Here is a 16,020-nt window from a genome sequence, read left to right as displayed (position 1 = left end):
CTGGCCGCATGAACGACGCCACTCTGGCCGGGGCCGCCTTCCTCGCCCTGCTCGGCGGGGTGCTGCTGGAACGCGGCGAGCTGTCCTGGCCGCCGGTGCTGCTCAGCCTGGCGCTGTGCCTGCCGCTGGCGCTGCGCCGCCGGTACCCGGTCGCGGTGGCGGTGGCCTGCGCGGCGGTGGCTTTCTTCGGCACCGGGGTGGCCGGTTGGTCGGGGCGCACCGTGGCCGCGGCCGCCTTCTGCTCGGCGGTCTACCACCGCGGCGAGAAGTTCGGGCCGGTGGTGGCGCTGTCGGTGGGCTGGACGGTGCTCTACGGGCTCAGCGCGCCGGCACCGCCCAGCACACCGGTGCTCACCGAGGCGGTGCTGCTGGGCCTCGCCCCGGTCGCGGCCGGGGCGGCGCTGCGGCTGCACCGGGAGCGGGTGCGCTCGGCGGTCGCGCTGCGGCAGGCGGAGCTGGCCAGGGTGGTGGCGGACGAGCGGCTGCGCATCGCCAGGGACGTGCACGACGCGGTCGGCCACCACCTGACCGCGATCCGGTTGCAGGCCATGGCGGCCAGGCGGGTGCCCGAGGCCGCGCCCTCGGCGCTGGCGCTGATCACCGACCTGTCCGCCACCGCGCTGACCGAGACCAGGGGCCTGTTGGCCGAGCTGCGCGAGGATCCCGGGCTGGACCAGGTGCCCGAGCTGGCCGCCCGGCTGGCCAGGGGCGGACCGCGGATCACCGTGCGCGGCTTGGAGATCGGGGTGCCGGAGCTGGTGGGGCGGCACGCCTACCGGATCGTGCAGGAGGCGCTGACCAACGTGCTGCGGCACGCGGCGGCGACCGAGGTCGAGGTGGAGCTGCGCCGGACGGGGACGGACCTGGTGATCACGGTGTGCGACAACGGCCGGAGCGCGGGTGAGCCCCGGCCCGGCCACGGTCTGCGCGGACTGGCCGAGCGGGCCGCACTGCTCGGCGGCACCTGCACCGCCGGGCCGACCGGTGACGGCTGGCTGGTGCGGGCCGTGCTGCCCTGGGAGCCGCGATGATCCGGGTGCTGCTGGCCGACGACCAGCAGCCGGTGCGCGAGGCGCTGCGCCTGCTGCTGGACGCCGAGCCCGATATCGAGGTGGTCGGCGAGGCGGCCAACGGCGCGGAGGCGGTGCACCTGACCCGCTGGCGGCGGCCGGACGTGGTGCTGATGGACATCCGGATGCCGCACCAGGACGGCCTGGCCGCGATCGAGGAGCTGGCCGGGACCCCGGCGCGCATCCTGGTGCTCACCACCTTCGACCTGGACGACTACCTCTACCGCGCGCTGCGTGCCGGAGCGGCCGGATTCCTGTTGAAGGACAACGATCCCGAGCTGCTCACCACGGCGATCCGCGCGGTGCACGGCGGGCACGGGCTGATCGACCCCAAGGTCACCAGCGGGCTGATCCGGCGCTTCGCCGAGCTGGCCCCCGCGCCGCCGGGTCCGGAGCTGGCCGCGCTGACCGACCGGGAGCGGGAGGTGCTGCGGGCGCTGGCGCGCGGGCTGAGCAACGCCGAGATCGCGGCCGAGCTGGCGGTGGGCGAGGGCACGGTGAAGACCCACGTGGCCAGGGTGCTGGCCAAGCTCGGGCTGCGCACCAGGGTGCACGCGGTGATCTACGCGCACGAGCACGACCTGGGCTAGAACTCCGCGGCGTGGTCGGCCACCCACTGCCGGAAGGTGCGCGCGGGTGAACCGGTCACGGCCGCCACGGTGTCGGTGATCTCGGGGCTGGGCTGGCTCGACATCGCGGCGTAGGCGTCCAGCAGGACGTCCACAAAGGACAGTGACAGGCCGTCGGCGAGCAGCTGCCGCCGGGCGGCCGCACGGTCCAGCTCGACCCAGCGCAGCGGGCGGCCGAGCACCTCGCTGATGATCCGCACCTGCTCGGCCTGGCTGAGCACCTCGGGCCCGGTCAGCCGGTACACCTGGCCGTGGTGGCCCTCGCCGGTGAGCGCGCGCACCGCCACCGCCGCGATGTCCGCCTCGTGCAGCATGGGCAGGCCCAACCCGCCGTACGCGCCACGCACCTCTTCCCCCGCCTTGATCTGTGCGGCCCACCACCGGGCGTTGACCGCGAACGTGCTCGGCCGGATGACCGTCCACTCCAGACCCGACCGCCGGATCAGCTCCTCCTGCGCGTCCATGCTCAGGTCGCGGACCCCGCCGGAGCCGAGGAAGACCACCCGGCGCGCATGCTTGGCGATCTCCGCGAGCACCCCTGGCAGCGCTTCACCGCTGTGCAGCGGCCAGATCAGGAACACCGCGTCCACCCCGCGCAGGCTGCCGGTCAGGCTCTCCGGGCGGGCCAGGTCGGCGCGATCCCTGGGCAGGACAAGGACTTCGGCCTCCAGCTGGGCCACCACCCGGCGGCCGACGTTGCCGGTCGCCCCGGTCACCAGAACTCGTGTCGTCATGGCTTCACGGTCACGCCGGGATGCGGATTCCCGCCCGTCAACTACGGTGATCCGGTGAAATCCGTCATCCTGGATGAGCTGGAGCGGGAAATCGTCACCGCGCTCCAGCGGGACGGCCGGGCCCCGTTCAGCCGGATCGCCGCCGGGCTGGGCGTCTCGGAGAACACGGTGGCCCGCCGGTACCAGCGGCTGCGCTCGGCCGGGCTGCTGCGGGTGGTGGGCTCGGTGTACGGACCGCTGGCCGGTTACACCTCGTGGACCCTGCGCATCCGCTGCACCCCGGACGCGGCCACCCCGATCGCCACCGCGCTGGCCCGCCGCCCGGACACCTTCTGGGTGCACCTGCTCTCCGGCGGCACCGAGATCTCCTGCCACGTCCAGGCCCGCTCCGACGCCGACCGGGACACCCTGCTGATGGACAAGCTGCCGCGCACCGCCAGGGTGCTGGACCTCAGCGCGCACGCCCTGCTCGGCCCGAGCGGCCCCGCGGTCACCCTGGACGACGGCGACCACGCGCTGCTGGCGGCACTGGCCAGGGACGGCCGGACGAGGCACACCGAACTGGCGGCGGCCACCGGCTGGTCGGAGTCCACGGTGAAGCGGCGGATCGACGCGCTGCGGGAGAGCGGGGTGCTGGTCTTCGACGTGGATGTGCCGCCGGCGGCGCTCGGCCTGCGCGCCGAGGCCCGGCTGTGGCTGACCGTGCGGCCCTCGGCGCTGCGCCGGGTCGCGGCGGCGGTCAGCGGGCACCCGGAGGTGAGCTTCGCCGGGGTGACCACCGGGCGGACCAACCTGACCGCGATGGTGGCCTGCCGCGACGCCGGGGAGCTGTACCGGTACCTGACCGAGCGGGTGGGCGGGCTGGCCGGGGTGCACTCGATGGAGACCGCGCCGGTGGTGCGGACGGTGAAGCGGGCCGGGGCGCTGCTGCCGCGCTGACGCTCAGGCGGTCTGGGCGGAGTTCACAGCGCGGACATCGTCTTCAGTTCCGGGGCAACCGAGGAGATCACCTCGAAGTCCTTGCCCGCGCGGTACAGCTCGGAGCCGGTGTGGAAGTCCACCGCCGGGTCAACGCCGAGCAGCGTAAGACTGGTGAGCGCCTGGTCCAGCCGAATCAGCCGGAACCCGGCCAAACCCGACCGCACCTCCAAGATGACAGGTTCGGTGGTAGCCAAGGAGCCAGGATCGCGCATCAGATCACGAGCGGGCGTGGGCGAGGCGCGGAGGAAGTCGATCCACACCGAACTATCGATCAGGCGCTGTTCTACGCGCGCTCCGGGTTGTCGTCTCTCATCTGTTCCAGGTCACCCTCCCAGCCGATGCCTTCAAGAGACAGCAACTCGTCCGTGGTGATCTTTGGGTCGTATCGCCGCATGGCCTCGTTGACCAGCTCTTCATCGATATCGATGTTTGTGCGCGCCATACACCAGCCATACACCTAGAGGGCCTGGGCGGCTCGGACTAGGGCGGCGTTGTCCGGGGCTGGGGTGCCGTCGGGCAGCACCAGGGTGTCCTCCAGGCCGATCCGGCGGTGCAGGCCCAGGCGGACGGCTTCGGCGAGCACCGGCCAGGCGCCGCCCTCCTCGCCGTGCAGCAGGATCGGCAGGTCCGGCGGCAGGAAGTCCAGCGCGGCCAGCAGGTCGGTGGCGGCGGCCTGGGCGCGGTCGGGGTTGGTCTCCTGGACCTCGGCCAGCACCCGGACGGTGCCCGCAGGCACGCCCTCGGCGCGCAGGATGGCCGAGGCCTTGGTGGTGAACACGCCGAGCTCGATGCCGACGCCCGCGCGGTGCAGGGCGGCGCAGACCGACAGCCAGCCAGGCTCGTGCACGTTCACCGAGGCCACGTCCGGGCGTCCCGCGGCCAGGCCGGACCAGCCTTCGACCAGCTCGGTGCGGCGCACCGGGTCCGGGGTGATCCAGGCGCCGGTGCTGACGCCGATCTCCACACCCGGGGCGGCGGCGCGCACGGTGGCGACCACGGTGGCCAGCTCGGGACCAGCCAGGGTCTCCAGGCCGACCGCGTCCCTGGGGTGCAGGTGCACCGAGGTGACGCCCAGCTCGGCGACCTCGGCGACCGCGGTGGCCAGCTGCCAGGGGGTGATGGGCACGGTGGGGTGGGCCTCGGCGGGCCGGCTGCCGTTGGGGCAGCACTGCAGCAGCGGCAGCATTGCGGGCGCTCCTAGCTCAGTTCCCGGACAAAGCCGTGCAGCAAGACTCCCGGAACCGGGGAGAAGTCGCGCGACGGCAACCGGGTGAACCCGTGCCGCCGGTACAGCCGGTGCGCCGCGGCCATGGTGGACGTGCTGCACATGACCACCCGGCTGACGCCCAGGTCAGCGGCCCGGTCCAGGACCGCGCGGAGCAGCTGTTCGCCGATGCCGCGGCCGTGCTGGGCCGGGTCGACGGCGAGCATCCGGAACTCCAGTTCACCCGGTTCGGAGACCTCGGCGAACTCGGTGCCGGGCAGCACCACGGTCACCGTGCCCAGCAGCCGGCCGTCCTCGTCGGCGGCCACCAGCAGCTCGGCCGCGCGGGCGCGGGCGGCCGCGTTTCGCAGCGTGGTCCCGTAGTCGCTGCCTTCCGGGATGAACCCGCCTGCCTGGTAGGCGGCGACGGTCAGCTCGCCCACCGCGTCCAGCTCGGCCGGTTCAGCCGGTCGAATCCTGATCTCCGTCGCCATCCCCGGCTCCCCCGTCCGCGCCGACCGTGGCAACCTCGGCTGCTGCCTCCGGACCGGACTCCAGCAGCACCCGGAACCCGTCCTCGTCCAGGACCGGCACCTTCAGCTGCACCGCCTTGTCGTACTTGGATCCTGGCGCTTCGCCGACCACCACAAAACTGGTTTTCTTCGACACCGAGCCGACCGCCTTGCCGCCCCTGGACAGGATGGCCTCCTTGGCCTCGTCCCTGGAGAAGCCGGGCAGGCTGCCGGTGACCACAATGGACAGTCCGGCCAGCGTGCGCGGCACCGACTCGTCGCGGTCCTCGGCCAGCCGCACCCCGGCCGCGGCCCAGGCGTCGACCACCTCGCGGTGCCAGTCCACCTCGAACCACTCGCGCACGGCTTGCACGATGGTGGGCCCGACGCCGTCGACCGCGGCCAGCTGTTCCTCGGTGGCCTGCGCGATCACCTCGATCGAGCCCAGCTCGCGGGCCAGGTCCCTGGCCGCCTTGGGCCCGACGTGCCGGATGGACAGCGCGACCAGGATCCGCCACAGCGGCCGGGTCTTGACCGTTTCCAGGTTCTCCAGCAGCTTCTGCCCGTTCGCGGACAGCTCGCCCGCCATGGTGCGGAACAGCGGCACCTGGCGCAGCTTGTCCGCGTCCAGGTCGAACAGGTCGCGCTCGTTGGTGTAGACGTCGGAGGCGACCAGGGCCGCGGCGGCCTCGAAGCCGAGCACCTCGATGTCCAGCGCGGACCGGCTGGCCAGGTAGGACAGCCGCTCGCGCAGCTGCCCTGGGCAGAACTGGGCGTTCGGGCAGCGGATGTCGACATCCGCCTCCTTCATCGGCCGCAGCGTGGCCCCGCACTCCGGGCACTCGGTGGGCATGATGAACTCGCGCTCGCTGCCGTCGCGGGCCTCCACCACCGGGCCGAGCACCTCGGGGATCACGTCGCCCGCCTTGCGCAGCACGATCCGGTCGCCGATCAGCACGCCCTTGCGCCGGACCTCGTTGGCGTTGTGCAGAGTGGCCCGCGCGACCACCGACCCGGCCACCTTGACCGGCTCGGTCACCGCGAACGGGGTGACCCGGCCGGTGCGGCCCACGTTGACCCGGATGTCCAGCAGCTGGGTGGTGACCTCCTCCGGCGGGTACTTGTAGGCGATCGCCCAGCGCGGCGCGCGCGAGGTGGCCCCGAGGCGGCGCTGGTGGGTGACCTCGTCCACCTTGACCACCACGCCGTCGATCTCGTGCTCGGCGTCGTGCCTGCGCTCGCCCCAGCCGGTGATGTAGGCGGTGACCTCGTCCACAGTGGACAGCACCATGGTGTGCGCAGAGACCCGCAGGCCCCAGGCCTTGAGCGCGTTGTAGGAGTCGGACTGCCGGGCCGGTTCGAAGCCGGCGCGCTTGCCGAGGCCGTGGCAGATCATCCGCAGCGGGCGGCTCGCGGTGACCTTGGGATCCTTCTGCCGCAACGATCCGGCCGCCGCGTTGCGCGGGTTGGCGAACGGCGGCTTGCCCGCCTCCACCTGGGCCGCGTTCAGCTCGGCGAAGTCGGCGAGGGTGAAGAAGACCTCGCCGCGGATCTCCACCAGCTCCGGCACCGGGAACTCGTCCGTGCCGACCAGTCGCGCCGGCACGTCGGCCAGGGTGCGCAGGTTGAGCGTGACGTCCTCGCCGGTGCGGCCGTCGCCCCTGGTGAGGCCGCGTTCCAGCCGCCCGTCCCGGTAGAGCAGGTTGACCGCGAGGCCGTCGATCTTCAGCTCGCACAGGAAATGCGCGTCCGCGCCGACTTCCTTCTCCACCCGCTCGGCCCAGGCCTGGAGCTCCTCGGCGTTGAAGGCGTTGTCCAGGCTGAGCATCCGCTCCAGGTGGTCCACCGGGACGAACTCGGTGGCGAAGCTGCCGCTGACCCGCTGGGTCGGCGAGTCGGGGGTGACCAGGGCCGGGTGCTCGGCCTCCAGGGCCTGCAGTTCGCGGAAGAGCTGGTCGAACTCGGCGTCGGAGATCACCGGCGAGGTCACGTAGTACCGGTACTGGTGGTCGGTGATCTCCTGGGCCAGCTCCGCGTGGCGCTGGCGCGCCGCCGCGGTGACGTCTAGCTCACTGCTGTCGTTCCTGGTCACGGTGGGAAGCCTAGTCAAACCCACCGACAGTTTTACCGGGTCAGCGGCCGGAGTGTCGCCGGTCCAGCTCGACCACCAGCTCGCGCAGCTCGACCAGGGTGATGGCGTCCACCGGCTCGGCCTCGGCGGTCTCCACCCGGCCCAGCCGGTCCCCGGCCAGCCGCTCGCCGAGGGTCGCGTCCAGTGGCAGGAAGGTCATCGCTGCCTTGCCCGCGTCGTCCAGGGCGGCGATGCCGGGGTGGAACACCGCGACGTCGACCAGCCCGGCCTCCTCGTCGATCAGCGCGGCCAGCCGGACCTGGGACAGCGGCAGCCGGTGCGGGCCGAGGTTGACGGTGACCTCGTTGGGGTCGGGCACCGGCGGCACCGCGTCGTAGAACTCCCACATCGGCCCGGGATCGGGCGCCGCGGCCAGCCAGGCGTCGGTGTAGGGCCGCAGGTCCGGGTCGCCCTGGGCGCTGAGCACCAGCGCGTACACCGCCCGCTGGCCGCGTTCCACCGCGAACTGAAGGTTCGGGTGGATCGCGGTGACCGCCTCCACCACCAGGTTCTCCACCCGGCCGGGGTCCTTGTCGCCGAGCGCCGCGCTCACCTGCGGCAGCAGCTCGGTGTTCCAGCGCTGCCAGAACGTGACGGCGGCCTCCTGCGGGTCGGCTGGCTCGACCGGGTCGGGCTCGAAGCCGCCACGCAGCTTGCGCAGGAACCGTTTCATGGCCGCCAATCCTCATCCAGTGCGGTAGCTATACCCACCGTAGCGTCGAAGTCACCGGGCCGGGCGAGAAGCTCTGGTAGCCACGGCCAGCAGGGCTGCCGCCGGTGGCGCGAGCGCCCGTCCGGCAGGCCACACGGCGCGCAGCTGGCGCCGCAGGTCGATCCCGCTGACCGGCACCTCGACCAGCCGCCGGTCGGCCAGGTCGGCCTCGACCGCGAGCACGCTCAGCACCGCCGGGCCGGACCCGGCCGCGACCGCGCCGCGCACGGCCGTGGTGGAGCCCAGCTCGACCAGTGCCCGGACCTTACCCACTCCGGTGCGTTCCATCGCCCGTTCGAGGGTTTCCCTGGTGCCCGAACCCCGTTCCCGGACAACCAGCGGAGTACCCACGAGCTCGGCCGGGCCAACCGGTCTGCGCCGTTTCGCCCACGGATGGCCGGGCGCGACCACCACGGCCAGCCGGTCCTCGGCCACCCGGCGGGTGCGCAGATCGCGCGGGACCGAGGGCGACTCGACGAAGCCGAGGTCGACCTCGCCGCGCCGGGCCAGCTCGGCCACCGCGGCCGAGTTGGTCACCTGGAGACCCACGTAGAGCCCGGGGTTGCCGCGGCGCAGCTCGGTGATCCAGCCGGGCACCAGGTGTTCGGCCACGGTCATGCTGGCCGCCACGCTCAGCTCGGCCACCCGGCGGGCGCGCAGGGCCTCGGCGCCGTGCAGCAGCACGTCCAGTTCGGCGAGCACCCGTTTGGCCCATTCGGTGACCATCTGGCCGGACTCGGTGAGGGTGGACCCCCTGGTGCTGCGGTCGACCAGGGCCAGCCCGAGCCGCTTCTCCAGGGTGGCCAGGCGTTTGCTGGCCGCGGGCTGGCTGATGCCCAGCCGCGCGGCGGCCTGACCCAGACTGCCCAGCTCGGCGAGCCGGACGAGCAGGTCGAGTGACTCGGGGTCCGGCGGCTTGGTCATAACCAAAGGGTATGACGGCCTAGCCAACTCGGCCTACCGGAGTGTCACACGCGGGCCGATGCTGGTGTGGTGAGGACATTTACGCGGGGCTCGGCAACGGCGCCGGGCTTGCTGGTGGTCGCCGCCGCGGTGGCGGTCGCGCTGGCGGTGGCGGCGGTCGCGCCGTCGGTGAGCGCGCTGACCGTTGCGGTGCTGCTGGGGATCGTGGCAGGGAACCTCGGCAGGCGGCGGACCGGGACGGCGGACGGGCGGGCCGCGCGACCGGCGGGGTTGCTGCCCGCCTCCTGCGCCCCCGGGCTGGCGTGGGCGGCGCGGCGGCTGGTGCGGGCGGGTGTGGTGCTGCTCGGGCTCCAACTGGCGGTCAGCGACGTGCTCGACCTGGGCGGCGGCATGCTGCTGGTGGTGCTGGCCACGGTGGCCGGGACCTTCCTCGGCACCCGGCTGCTCGGCCGCTGGCTCGGCCTGCCCGAGGGGCTGAGCACGCTGGTGGCTACCGGCTTCTCGATCTGCGGCGCGGCCGCGGTGGCCGCGATGGAGGGCGTGGTGCCCAGGCGGGACCGGGACGTGGCCACCGCGGTGGCGCTGGTGACGCTGTTCGGCAGCCTCTGGATGCTGCTGCTGCCGGTGCTCGCCGAGCTGCTCGGCCTGTCCGCGCGGGCCACCGGTGGCTGGGCGGGGGCGAGCGTGCATGAGGTGGCGCAGGTGCTGGTCGGCGCGGCCCCGGCGGGCGCCGCGGCGGTGTCGGCGGCGGTGGTAGTGAAGCTGAGCCGGGTGGTGCTGCTCGCGCCCCTGGTGACCATCGTGGGCCGCCGTCAGGGGCAGTGGCTGCCGCCGGTGTTCGTGCTCGGCTTCGTGGCGATGATCCTGGTGCGCAGCACCGGGTTGCTGCCGGAGCCGGTGCTGGCGGTGGCGAAGGTGGCGGCCACCGTGCTGATGGCCGGGGCGCTGTTCGCGCTGGGCACCGCGGTGCGGCTGCGGGAGCTGCTCGCCACCGGACCGAGAGCGCTGGTGCTGGGCACCGCCTCCACCGCGCTGGCGGCCGGGATCTCGTTGGCGGGCTTGGCTTTGGTGGGCTGGTGACGGCCCCCGGTCGGGGTCAGGAGGCCGCCACCAGCACGTCGGTTCAGCGCAGGGCGGTCAGGCCCAGCGCCAGTGTTCCCGTTGCGGTGTAGTCGATCGCGGGCTCGCTGCTCGGCCAGGCCCGCACGTCGTCGACGAACCGGGAGCCCTGGCCATCGAAGGCCGCCATCGGGTGCGAGCACGCCACGCCGCCGCCGGGCAGGTCGCCGAGGCTGGCGAACTTCTCCGCCGCGTTCGGCCCGTTGACCACACCGCCGACCAGGATCTTCTCCCCGCCGGTGGTGCTGCCGGAGAGGTTGGCCGCCTGGTGGTGCGGGCAGTACGGGAACCGCGGCCCGACGCCGATCACCAGGGACAGGCCCCAGGAGTTGGCGCCAAGGGCGAAGTTGCGCTGCTGGGAGCCGAAGGCGTCGTAGCCGCGGTCCCTGGTCACCGAGCGGTACAGCTCGACGGTGGCCGCATAGCCGAAGCTGCGGGTGGCCACGTCGAAGGCGGTGATGTCCACCGCGGTGCGGAACGGGCTGGTCGCCGCGCGGGCCACGCCCTTGTCCAGCTGCCGCCTGAGGTCGCCGATGAGCTGCGCCTCGGTCACCTGCGCGTCGCGGACCCACCTGGTGCGCAACACCTTCACCAGGTCGGCGTGGCCGAGTGCGCTGGTGTTGTACAGGTTCAGCGTGTCCTGGTCACCGGAAGCCAGGTAGGCCTTGGCCCACTGGGTGGCCTGGGTGGCCCAGTCGCCGGCCCTGCGGTCACCGAGGGCGTACCCGGCCAGCGCGAGCTGGGTGGCCCCGTACTCCAGGTCGTCGGTCCAGGAGTTCTCCGGGTAGTAGGAGTGCGGGAACGCGGTGGTCAGCTGGCCCACGTCGGTGGTCTTGGCCTGGGCGAAGACCGAGGCGGCCTGCTCCAGGTAGTACCGGGCCTTGCGCCAGTCGCGGCCGGACTCGACCTGGGCGGCCAGCGCGAAGGCGGCCGCGGCGCGACCGGCCAGGTTCGGGCTGATCTTCTCCCCGGGCGCGGCGGCCCGGAACACCGGGCGGTGCTTGATGAAGTACTTCTCATCGCCCGGCTTCACCTGGAGCGCGTCGTCGGTCTCCGGCAGCCGCCACACGTCGTGGTCGCCGAGGATGCCCAGGTCCGGGCTGCCCACGCCGATGCCGACCTGCACGTAGAAGGTCTTGGACTTCTCGTCCCAGGCCTTGTCCAGCCACTTCAGGCCGAAGTCGATCTCGCTGGACAGGGTGCGGTCGCGGTTGCCCTCGCGCTGCACCAGCAGCAGCTCGCCGAGGGTGTAGGCGGTGTTGGAGGTGAACTTGACGAAGTCGCCCGCGTCGACCCAGCCGCCTTCCAGGTCCACCGTCTGCCCGGTGGGCTTGAGCGGCTCGGCCAGCTGGTTGTCCGGCCGGAAGTTCGGCGTGTCGTAGACGGTGGCCTTGGCGTCGCTGAGGTGCGAGGGCTTGCGGCCCAGCCTGCCGGGCACCACGTCGCCGCCGTCGCGCTGGGCGGCGTAGAAGTCGAAGGTCTTGTCCGCGACCGGCCCGAACAGCTGCCGGGCGGTGCCGATCTGGAAGGTGGCGGAGGTGGCCTGCACCGGGCCGGAGACGGTGACCCGGTAGCTGCCGGGCCGCTTCAGCGCGGAGAAGTCCAGTGGGTGCACCGCGGTGTACCCGGCGTTCCAGCCACCGAGGCTGGCCCCGGCCTTGCCGGCGAGCACGGTGCGGCCCGCGGCGTCGAGCACCGTGAACCGGGCGCCCGCACTGCTCGCGGGGGCCATCAGGTAGCCGATCTTGGTCTCGTCGTGGGCGTACCCCACGCCGTCGAGCCGGATCTGACCACTGGCGGCCGCGTTCGCGGTCGCCGCGCTCACCATCGCCGCGCCGAGGGCCACGGCGGTGCCGACCGCCACGGTTCGGAGCAGGGCAGGGCGAGGAACTCGCATGAATCCTCGGCATTCCTGGGTCGACGGACCCAAATAGTTAATAAAGTTGTCTATTTGGGCGGAAAGTATTCCCGGACATATCGCCCAAGGTCAATGCGTAGGCTTCCTAGGCATCAGCTGGCCTAGACCGCGGTGTAAGAAAGGAGGCATGCCGGAGGAACTTCCCAAGCCCGCCAAGCGCGGCTGGCTGTTGCCCGCCCTGGCCACCCTGCTCCTGCTGCTCGCGCTCGCGGCGACCTGGCTGCTGTTCTTCGACCGCCAGCCGTCCTTCCTGCCCGCGCTGGTGCTGCGCACCTTCCCGCTGCACGTGCTGGCGCTGACCCTGCTCGCGGTGGTGGTGCTGCTGCTCGCGCTGCGCAAGCGCCGGTGGCGGACCACGATCGCGGCCGCGGTGGCCGTCGCGCTGTCCGCGGCCACCGGCCTGGTGCCGACGATCATCGCCAGGGAGCAGGCGAGCCGGGCCGGCGCGGAGGTCAGCCTCGGCACGTACCTGGCCAACGCCGCACACCTCAACCTGGGCTCGCCGGAGCAGGGCCGCACCGTGCGCTACGCCTCGCCCGGCGGGCACGGGCTGGACCTGGACGTGTGGCCCTCGGCCGATCCCGGCTCGGGCAAGGCGATGCTGCTCATCCACGGCGGCGGCTGGGCCTCGGGCAACCGGAGCATGACCCCGGAGTGGAACCGGCTGCTGACCGGGCTGGGCTACACCGTCTTCGACATCGAGTACCGGATGGTGCGCGACCTGCCGCCCGGAACCGCTTGGCAGGCAACGGTGTCGGACAGCCGGTGCGCGCTGGCCTGGATCACCGCGCACGCGGCGGAGTACCGCGTCGACCCGAACCGGATCTCCGTGATGGGCCAGTCCGCCGGCGGCCACCTGTCGCTGATGACCGCCTACACCGCCGGGACCGACGCCTTCCGCCCCAGCTGCGACCTGCCCGACGGCAAGATCAAGTCAGTGGTGGACTTCTACGGCCCGTTCGACCTGCCCGCCTTCGCCACCGGACCGGACGGCACCGACACCGGCCGGGCCATCCTCAACGACGTGCTGGGCGGCAGCGCGCAGCAGCAGCCGGACCGCTACCGCGAGTTCTCCCCCAGCAGCTACCTGCGCGGCGGCCTGCCACCCACGCTGATCGTGCAGGGCGAGCGGGACTTCCTGATGCCCCAGTCCCAGGCCCGCCAGCTCGACGAGGGCCTGACCAAGGCAGGCGTGCCGCACCAGGCGCTGTTCCTGCCCTACGCCGACCACGGCTTCGACGCGAACTGGGGCTCCTACCAGACCCAGCTCGCCCGCTCGGCCGTGACGAGGTTCCTGGCCGAGCACGGCTGACTCACCAGCCCTCCGGCGGCTCCACGAACGCCTTGCCCAGGTCCCTGCTGAGCGCGAGCGCGCGCCGGACCCAGCTCAAGGAGGCCCCGGCCAGGCCGCAGCACGGGGTGGCCACCGCACGCTCGGCGAGCAGCTCGCGGTTGAAGCCGAGCCGGTCGACCAGGCGCAGCGCCGGGTCGGCCAGCGCGCGCAGGGTGGGCGGGGTCTTCGGTTCCAGGGTGGGCACCAGGCCGAGGAACAGCGTGGTGCCCGCGTCCCAGGTCTCGCCCAGCTCGTCCCAGAGCGCGGTGGGGGCCTTGCCGATCAGGGTGGCGTCCAGCGCGATCGCGTCCGCCCCCGCGTTGCGGAACAGCGTCACCGGCGGCCGGGGCGCGCAGCAGTGCACCACCACCGCGCACCCGGTCGCCGCCTTGACCCGCTCGATCACCTGCCCGAGCAGCCCCTGCGCGTCCGGCGCGGGCACCGCCGCCACGTTGCCATAGCCGGAGGGCGTGGGCAGCCGCCCGTCCAGCACCGCGGGCAGCGCGGGCTCGTCGAGCTGGAGCACCACACCCGCGCCGGTGCGCTCGGCGACCTCGCGGATGTGCCGGATCAGCCCCTCGGTCAGCGACTCGGTGAACTCGCGCAACGCGCCCCGGTCGGTGAGCACCCGGTGCCCGCGCACCAGCTCCACCTGCGAGACCAGCGTCCACGGCCCGGCCGACTGGAGCTTCACCGTCTCCCGCGGTCCGGTGGCCTCCAACGCCTCGTCGAAGGCGTCCAGGTCGGTGCGCAGCAGGTCCACCGCCCGCCGGTGGTCCCGCCCAGCCCGCGCGGTCACCCGGTACGCCGAGGGCACCACCTCCACCGCGAGCTCCACCAGCAGTCCCGCGGTCCGGCCGATGATGTCCGCGCCGACCCCGCGCGCGGGCAGCTCGGGCAGGTGCGGCAGCTCGGGCAGCTCGCCCAGCACGATCCGCGCGGCCTCCAGGGGGTCGCTGCCGGGCAGAGAGCCGATACCGGTAACCGTGCCGGGATTCACCTTCACCCGCCCAAGCCTGCCACGCCTGCCCCCTGGACCGGTCGGGGGTCAGCCCGTGAGCGCCACCGCGACGGACAGGCTGTCCTCGTAGACGTGGTAGCGCGTGATCAACCCGTCCACCACGGTGAACCGCAGCGCGCACAGGGCGGTGTAGGACCGGCCAGTGGCGCGCACGGTCTGGGCGAGCTCGACGAGCAGCACGGCGTGCTCGCCGTCGACGAGCAGCTCCGGGGCGCGGCTGGGCGTGCCGGGGATGTGGGCTTGGGCGAGCTCGCGGAAGTGGTCGGCGACGTCGGATCTGGTGTGGCGGCGGCGGATCCAGGGGACGGCGGGGTGGCCCTCGGCCGGCCAGTTGAGCTGCCAGTCGACCTCTTCGGCGAAGAGTTCGGCGATGTGGTCGGGGGTGCCGGTGGTGGCGCGGGTGAGGAAGTCCTCGATGACGGCGCGGGTGTCGGTGGGCAAGGCTGGTCCTTTCAGTGGATCTTGCCGCCGACCGTAGGCCTGGTTCGCTGACAAGGGGTGTCAGTGTTGCGAGATTGACGAATCAATCGTCAACGTGGACGATTGATTAATGCTATTCCGCGCGCCGGCACTGGATGCCGACGATCACCGGGTCATCGAGGAGATCGATGACTACCGGCGTCGGCTCCGGTACTTCCTGAGCGAGCCGCGCCGGTGGAAGGGGCAGCTCCGCCGCAACCTGAAGGCGCGCGCCATCCGCGGTTCCAACAGCATCGAGGGCTACGAGGTCTCCCTCGACGACGCCGTGGCGCTGCTGGAGGACGACGAACCGCTCGACGCCGACCGCCGCACGTCGATGGAGATCGTCGGCTACCGCAACGCGCTGACCTACATCCAGCAGCTGGCCGGCGACCCGGAGTGCGTGATCGACCAGTCGCTGCTGCGGAGCCTGCACTTCATGATGCTGGGCCACGACCTGGCCAAGAGCCCCGGGCGGTACCGGCAGAGCTCGATCTACGTGCACGACGAGGAACACGACGAGATCGTCTTCGAGGGGCCGGACCACGAGCTCGTGCCGGGGCTCATGCGGGAGCTGACCGAGGCGCTGGCCGCGGACGGCGACTGCCCGGTCTTCGTGCGCGCGGCGCTCGCCCACCTCAACCTGGTCATGATCCACCCGTTCCGGGACGGCAACGGCCGGATGGCGCGGGCGCTGCAAACCCTGGTGCTGGCCAGGGAGAAGATCCTCACGCCCGAGTTCAGCAGCATCGAGGAGTGGCTCGGCCGCAACACCAACGCCTACTACGACGCGCTCGCCGAGGCCGGTGGCGGGGCCTGGCGGCCCGAGCGCGGCACGCACGCCTGGATCCGGTTCAACCTGACCGCACACCACATGCAGGCCCAGACCGTGCTGCGCCGGATCGACGAGGCGGCCCGGATGTGGCAGCGGCTGGAGGCCGAGCTGACCGAGCGGAAGCTGCCGGAACGCACCGCCTCGGCGCTGTTCCAGGCCTCGATCGGGCTCACCGTGCGCCGCTCGGGCTACGGCAGGGACGCCGAGCTGGAGCCGGGCACCGCCGCACGCGATCTCCGGATGCTGGTCGAGCGGGGGCTGCTGGTCCCGCGCGGGGAGACCAAGGCCCGGATCTACGTGGCCAGCGAGGAGCTGCGCTCGATTCGCGGCCAGGTCATCACCTCACGGGAGCGGCCGCACGACCCCTACCAGGCCTCTCCGCGGGCCGGCGCTGCACCGCGCAAGCGCAGGAGCACGCGCTGAGCCTGGCGGCCGGGG

Annotated in this window: 17 protein-coding genes; 6 read left to right on the top strand and 11 right to left on the bottom strand. The window is 72.7% G+C overall.

All coding sequences use genetic code 11. The features are described from left to right. Nucleotides 1-8: 8 nt before the first annotated feature. The gene (locus tag ACWDY5_RS03710) at nucleotides 9-1,031 is read left to right on the top strand and encodes a sensor histidine kinase (RefSeq protein ID WP_449720815.1); all 1,023 of its coding nucleotides are present in this window, start codon (nucleotides 9-11) and stop codon (nucleotides 1,029-1,031) included. Beyond that, a complete protein-coding gene (locus ACWDY5_RS03705; protein WP_449720814.1) occupies nucleotides 1,028-1,660 on the top strand; it encodes a response regulator in 633 nt (210 codons plus the stop codon). The genes ACWDY5_RS03710 and ACWDY5_RS03705 overlap by 4 nt, the downstream gene beginning before the upstream one ends. On the opposite strand, the gene ACWDY5_RS03700 is transcribed toward ACWDY5_RS03705, so the two are convergent. Then, on the bottom strand, nucleotides 1,657-2,433 hold the full coding sequence (locus tag ACWDY5_RS03700) for an NADPH:quinone reductase (protein ID WP_449720813.1): 777 nt from the start codon (nucleotides 2,431-2,433) through the stop codon (nucleotides 1,657-1,659). The genes ACWDY5_RS03705 and ACWDY5_RS03700 overlap by 4 nt on opposite strands. A gap of 54 nt (nucleotides 2,434-2,487) precedes the next feature. On the opposite strand from ACWDY5_RS03700, the gene ACWDY5_RS03695 reads away from it, so the two are divergent. Then, nucleotides 2,488-3,372, top strand: a complete 885-nt coding sequence (locus tag ACWDY5_RS03695; protein ID WP_449720812.1) for an Lrp/AsnC family transcriptional regulator — start codon at nucleotides 2,488-2,490, stop codon at nucleotides 3,370-3,372. Between the two features lie 23 nt (nucleotides 3,373-3,395). On the opposite strand, the gene ACWDY5_RS03690 is transcribed toward ACWDY5_RS03695, so the two are convergent. From ACWDY5_RS03690 to ACWDY5_RS03660, 7 genes are read right to left on the bottom strand one after another with little or no spacing between them, the layout of a single operon-like run. Next, a complete protein-coding gene (locus tag ACWDY5_RS03690) occupies nucleotides 3,396-3,686 on the bottom strand; it encodes a hypothetical protein (RefSeq protein WP_449720853.1) in 291 nt (96 codons plus the stop codon). 11 nt (nucleotides 3,687-3,697) lie between these two features. Next, complete coding sequence (locus ACWDY5_RS03685; protein WP_449720811.1) at nucleotides 3,698-3,856, bottom strand: type II toxin-antitoxin system VapB family antitoxin; 159 nt, start codon at nucleotides 3,854-3,856, stop codon at nucleotides 3,698-3,700. Nucleotides 3,857-3,871: 15 nt separating this feature from the next. Continuing rightward, on the bottom strand, nucleotides 3,872-4,600 hold the full coding sequence (locus ACWDY5_RS03680) for a 3-keto-5-aminohexanoate cleavage protein (protein WP_449720810.1): 729 nt from the start codon (nucleotides 4,598-4,600) through the stop codon (nucleotides 3,872-3,874). Between the two features lie 11 nt (nucleotides 4,601-4,611). Beyond that, the gene (locus ACWDY5_RS03675; protein WP_449720809.1) at nucleotides 4,612-5,112 is read right to left on the bottom strand and encodes a GNAT family N-acetyltransferase; all 501 of its coding nucleotides are present in this window, start codon (nucleotides 5,110-5,112) and stop codon (nucleotides 4,612-4,614) included. Continuing rightward, entirely contained in the window at nucleotides 5,081-7,222 is a 2,142-nt protein-coding gene (gene ligA / locus ACWDY5_RS03670) for an NAD-dependent DNA ligase LigA (protein ID WP_449720808.1), read from the bottom strand. Before ligA ends, ACWDY5_RS03675 begins: the two co-directional genes overlap by 32 nt. Before the next feature lie 40 nt (nucleotides 7,223-7,262). Further along, a complete protein-coding gene (locus ACWDY5_RS03665) occupies nucleotides 7,263-7,934 on the bottom strand; it encodes a hypothetical protein (RefSeq protein ID WP_449720807.1) in 672 nt (223 codons plus the stop codon). Between the two features lie 51 nt (nucleotides 7,935-7,985). Further along, nucleotides 7,986-8,897, bottom strand: coding sequence for a LysR family transcriptional regulator (locus ACWDY5_RS03660; protein WP_449720806.1), 912 nt, complete (start codon nucleotides 8,895-8,897; stop codon nucleotides 7,986-7,988). Nucleotides 8,898-8,966: 69 nt separating this feature from the next. Between ACWDY5_RS03660 and ACWDY5_RS03655 the strand changes: the two genes are divergently transcribed. Beyond that, nucleotides 8,967-9,977, top strand: coding sequence for a YeiH family protein (locus tag ACWDY5_RS03655; RefSeq protein WP_449720805.1), 1,011 nt, complete (start codon nucleotides 8,967-8,969; stop codon nucleotides 9,975-9,977). A 43-nt stretch (nucleotides 9,978-10,020) separates the two neighbouring features. Here the strand turns inward: ACWDY5_RS03655 and ACWDY5_RS03650 are convergent, their stop codons facing one another. Continuing rightward, complete coding sequence (locus ACWDY5_RS03650) at nucleotides 10,021-11,913, bottom strand: glycoside hydrolase family 9 protein (RefSeq protein ID WP_449720804.1); 1,893 nt, start codon at nucleotides 11,911-11,913, stop codon at nucleotides 10,021-10,023. Between the two features lie 148 nt (nucleotides 11,914-12,061). Here ACWDY5_RS03650 and ACWDY5_RS03645 point away from each other — a divergent pair, with 148 nt between their 5' ends. Continuing rightward, complete coding sequence (locus ACWDY5_RS03645) at nucleotides 12,062-13,246, top strand: alpha/beta hydrolase fold domain-containing protein (protein ID WP_449720803.1); 1,185 nt, start codon at nucleotides 12,062-12,064, stop codon at nucleotides 13,244-13,246. Between the two features lies 1 nt (nucleotide 13,247). Here ACWDY5_RS03645 and ACWDY5_RS03640 read toward each other — a convergent pair whose 3' ends face one another. Continuing rightward, nucleotides 13,248-14,273 (bottom strand): methionine synthase, encoded by a 1,026-nt coding sequence (locus tag ACWDY5_RS03640; RefSeq protein ID WP_449720802.1) that lies wholly within the window; start codon nucleotides 14,271-14,273, stop codon nucleotides 13,248-13,250. A gap of 42 nt (nucleotides 14,274-14,315) precedes the next feature. Beyond that, nucleotides 14,316-14,729 carry a nuclear transport factor 2 family protein gene (locus ACWDY5_RS03635; protein ID WP_449720801.1) on the bottom strand — a complete coding sequence of 138 codons (414 nt, stop codon included), beginning with the start codon at nucleotides 14,727-14,729 and terminating at the stop codon, nucleotides 14,316-14,318. Between the two features lie 109 nt (nucleotides 14,730-14,838). On the opposite strand from ACWDY5_RS03635, the gene ACWDY5_RS03630 reads away from it, so the two are divergent. Then, a complete protein-coding gene (locus tag ACWDY5_RS03630) occupies nucleotides 14,839-16,005 on the top strand; it encodes a Fic family protein (RefSeq protein WP_449720800.1) in 1,167 nt (388 codons plus the stop codon). The last annotated feature ends 15 nt before the right edge of the window (nucleotides 16,006-16,020 follow it).

It is taken from the genome of Crossiella sp. NPDC003009, assembly GCF_053591555.1.
The sequence above is the reverse complement of the archived record's forward strand: the minus strand, read 5'-3'. Positions and strand labels throughout refer to the sequence as shown.

Excerpts from the sequence above, each read along its gene's own strand:
- ACWDY5_RS03710 (WP_449720815.1), top strand. The coding sequence starts at position 9 with ATGAACGACGCCACTCTGGCCGGGGCCGCCTTCCTCGCCCTGCTCGGC.
- ACWDY5_RS03705 (WP_449720814.1), top strand. The coding sequence starts at position 1,028 with ATGATCCGGGTGCTGCTGGCCGACGACCAGCAGCCGGTGCGCGAGGCG.
- ACWDY5_RS03700 (WP_449720813.1), bottom strand. The coding sequence starts at position 2,433 with ATGACGACACGAGTTCTGGTGACCGGGGCGACCGGCAACGTCGGCCGC.
- ACWDY5_RS03685 (WP_449720811.1), bottom strand. The coding sequence starts at position 3,856 with ATGGCGCGCACAAACATCGATATCGATGAAGAGCTGGTCAACGAGGCC.
- ACWDY5_RS03680 (WP_449720810.1), bottom strand. The coding sequence starts at position 4,600 with ATGCTGCCGCTGCTGCAGTGCTGCCCCAACGGCAGCCGGCCCGCCGAG.
- ACWDY5_RS03675 (WP_449720809.1), bottom strand. The coding sequence starts at position 5,112 with ATGGCGACGGAGATCAGGATTCGACCGGCTGAACCGGCCGAGCTGGAC.
- ACWDY5_RS03665 (WP_449720807.1), bottom strand. The coding sequence starts at position 7,934 with ATGAAACGGTTCCTGCGCAAGCTGCGTGGCGGCTTCGAGCCCGACCCG.
- ACWDY5_RS03660 (WP_449720806.1), bottom strand. The coding sequence starts at position 8,897 with ATGACCAAGCCGCCGGACCCCGAGTCACTCGACCTGCTCGTCCGGCTC.
- ACWDY5_RS03650 (WP_449720804.1), bottom strand. The coding sequence starts at position 11,913 with ATGCGAGTTCCTCGCCCTGCCCTGCTCCGAACCGTGGCGGTCGGCACC.
- ACWDY5_RS03645 (WP_449720803.1), top strand. The coding sequence starts at position 12,062 with ATGCCGGAGGAACTTCCCAAGCCCGCCAAGCGCGGCTGGCTGTTGCCC.
- ACWDY5_RS03630 (WP_449720800.1), top strand. The coding sequence starts at position 14,839 with ATGCTATTCCGCGCGCCGGCACTGGATGCCGACGATCACCGGGTCATC.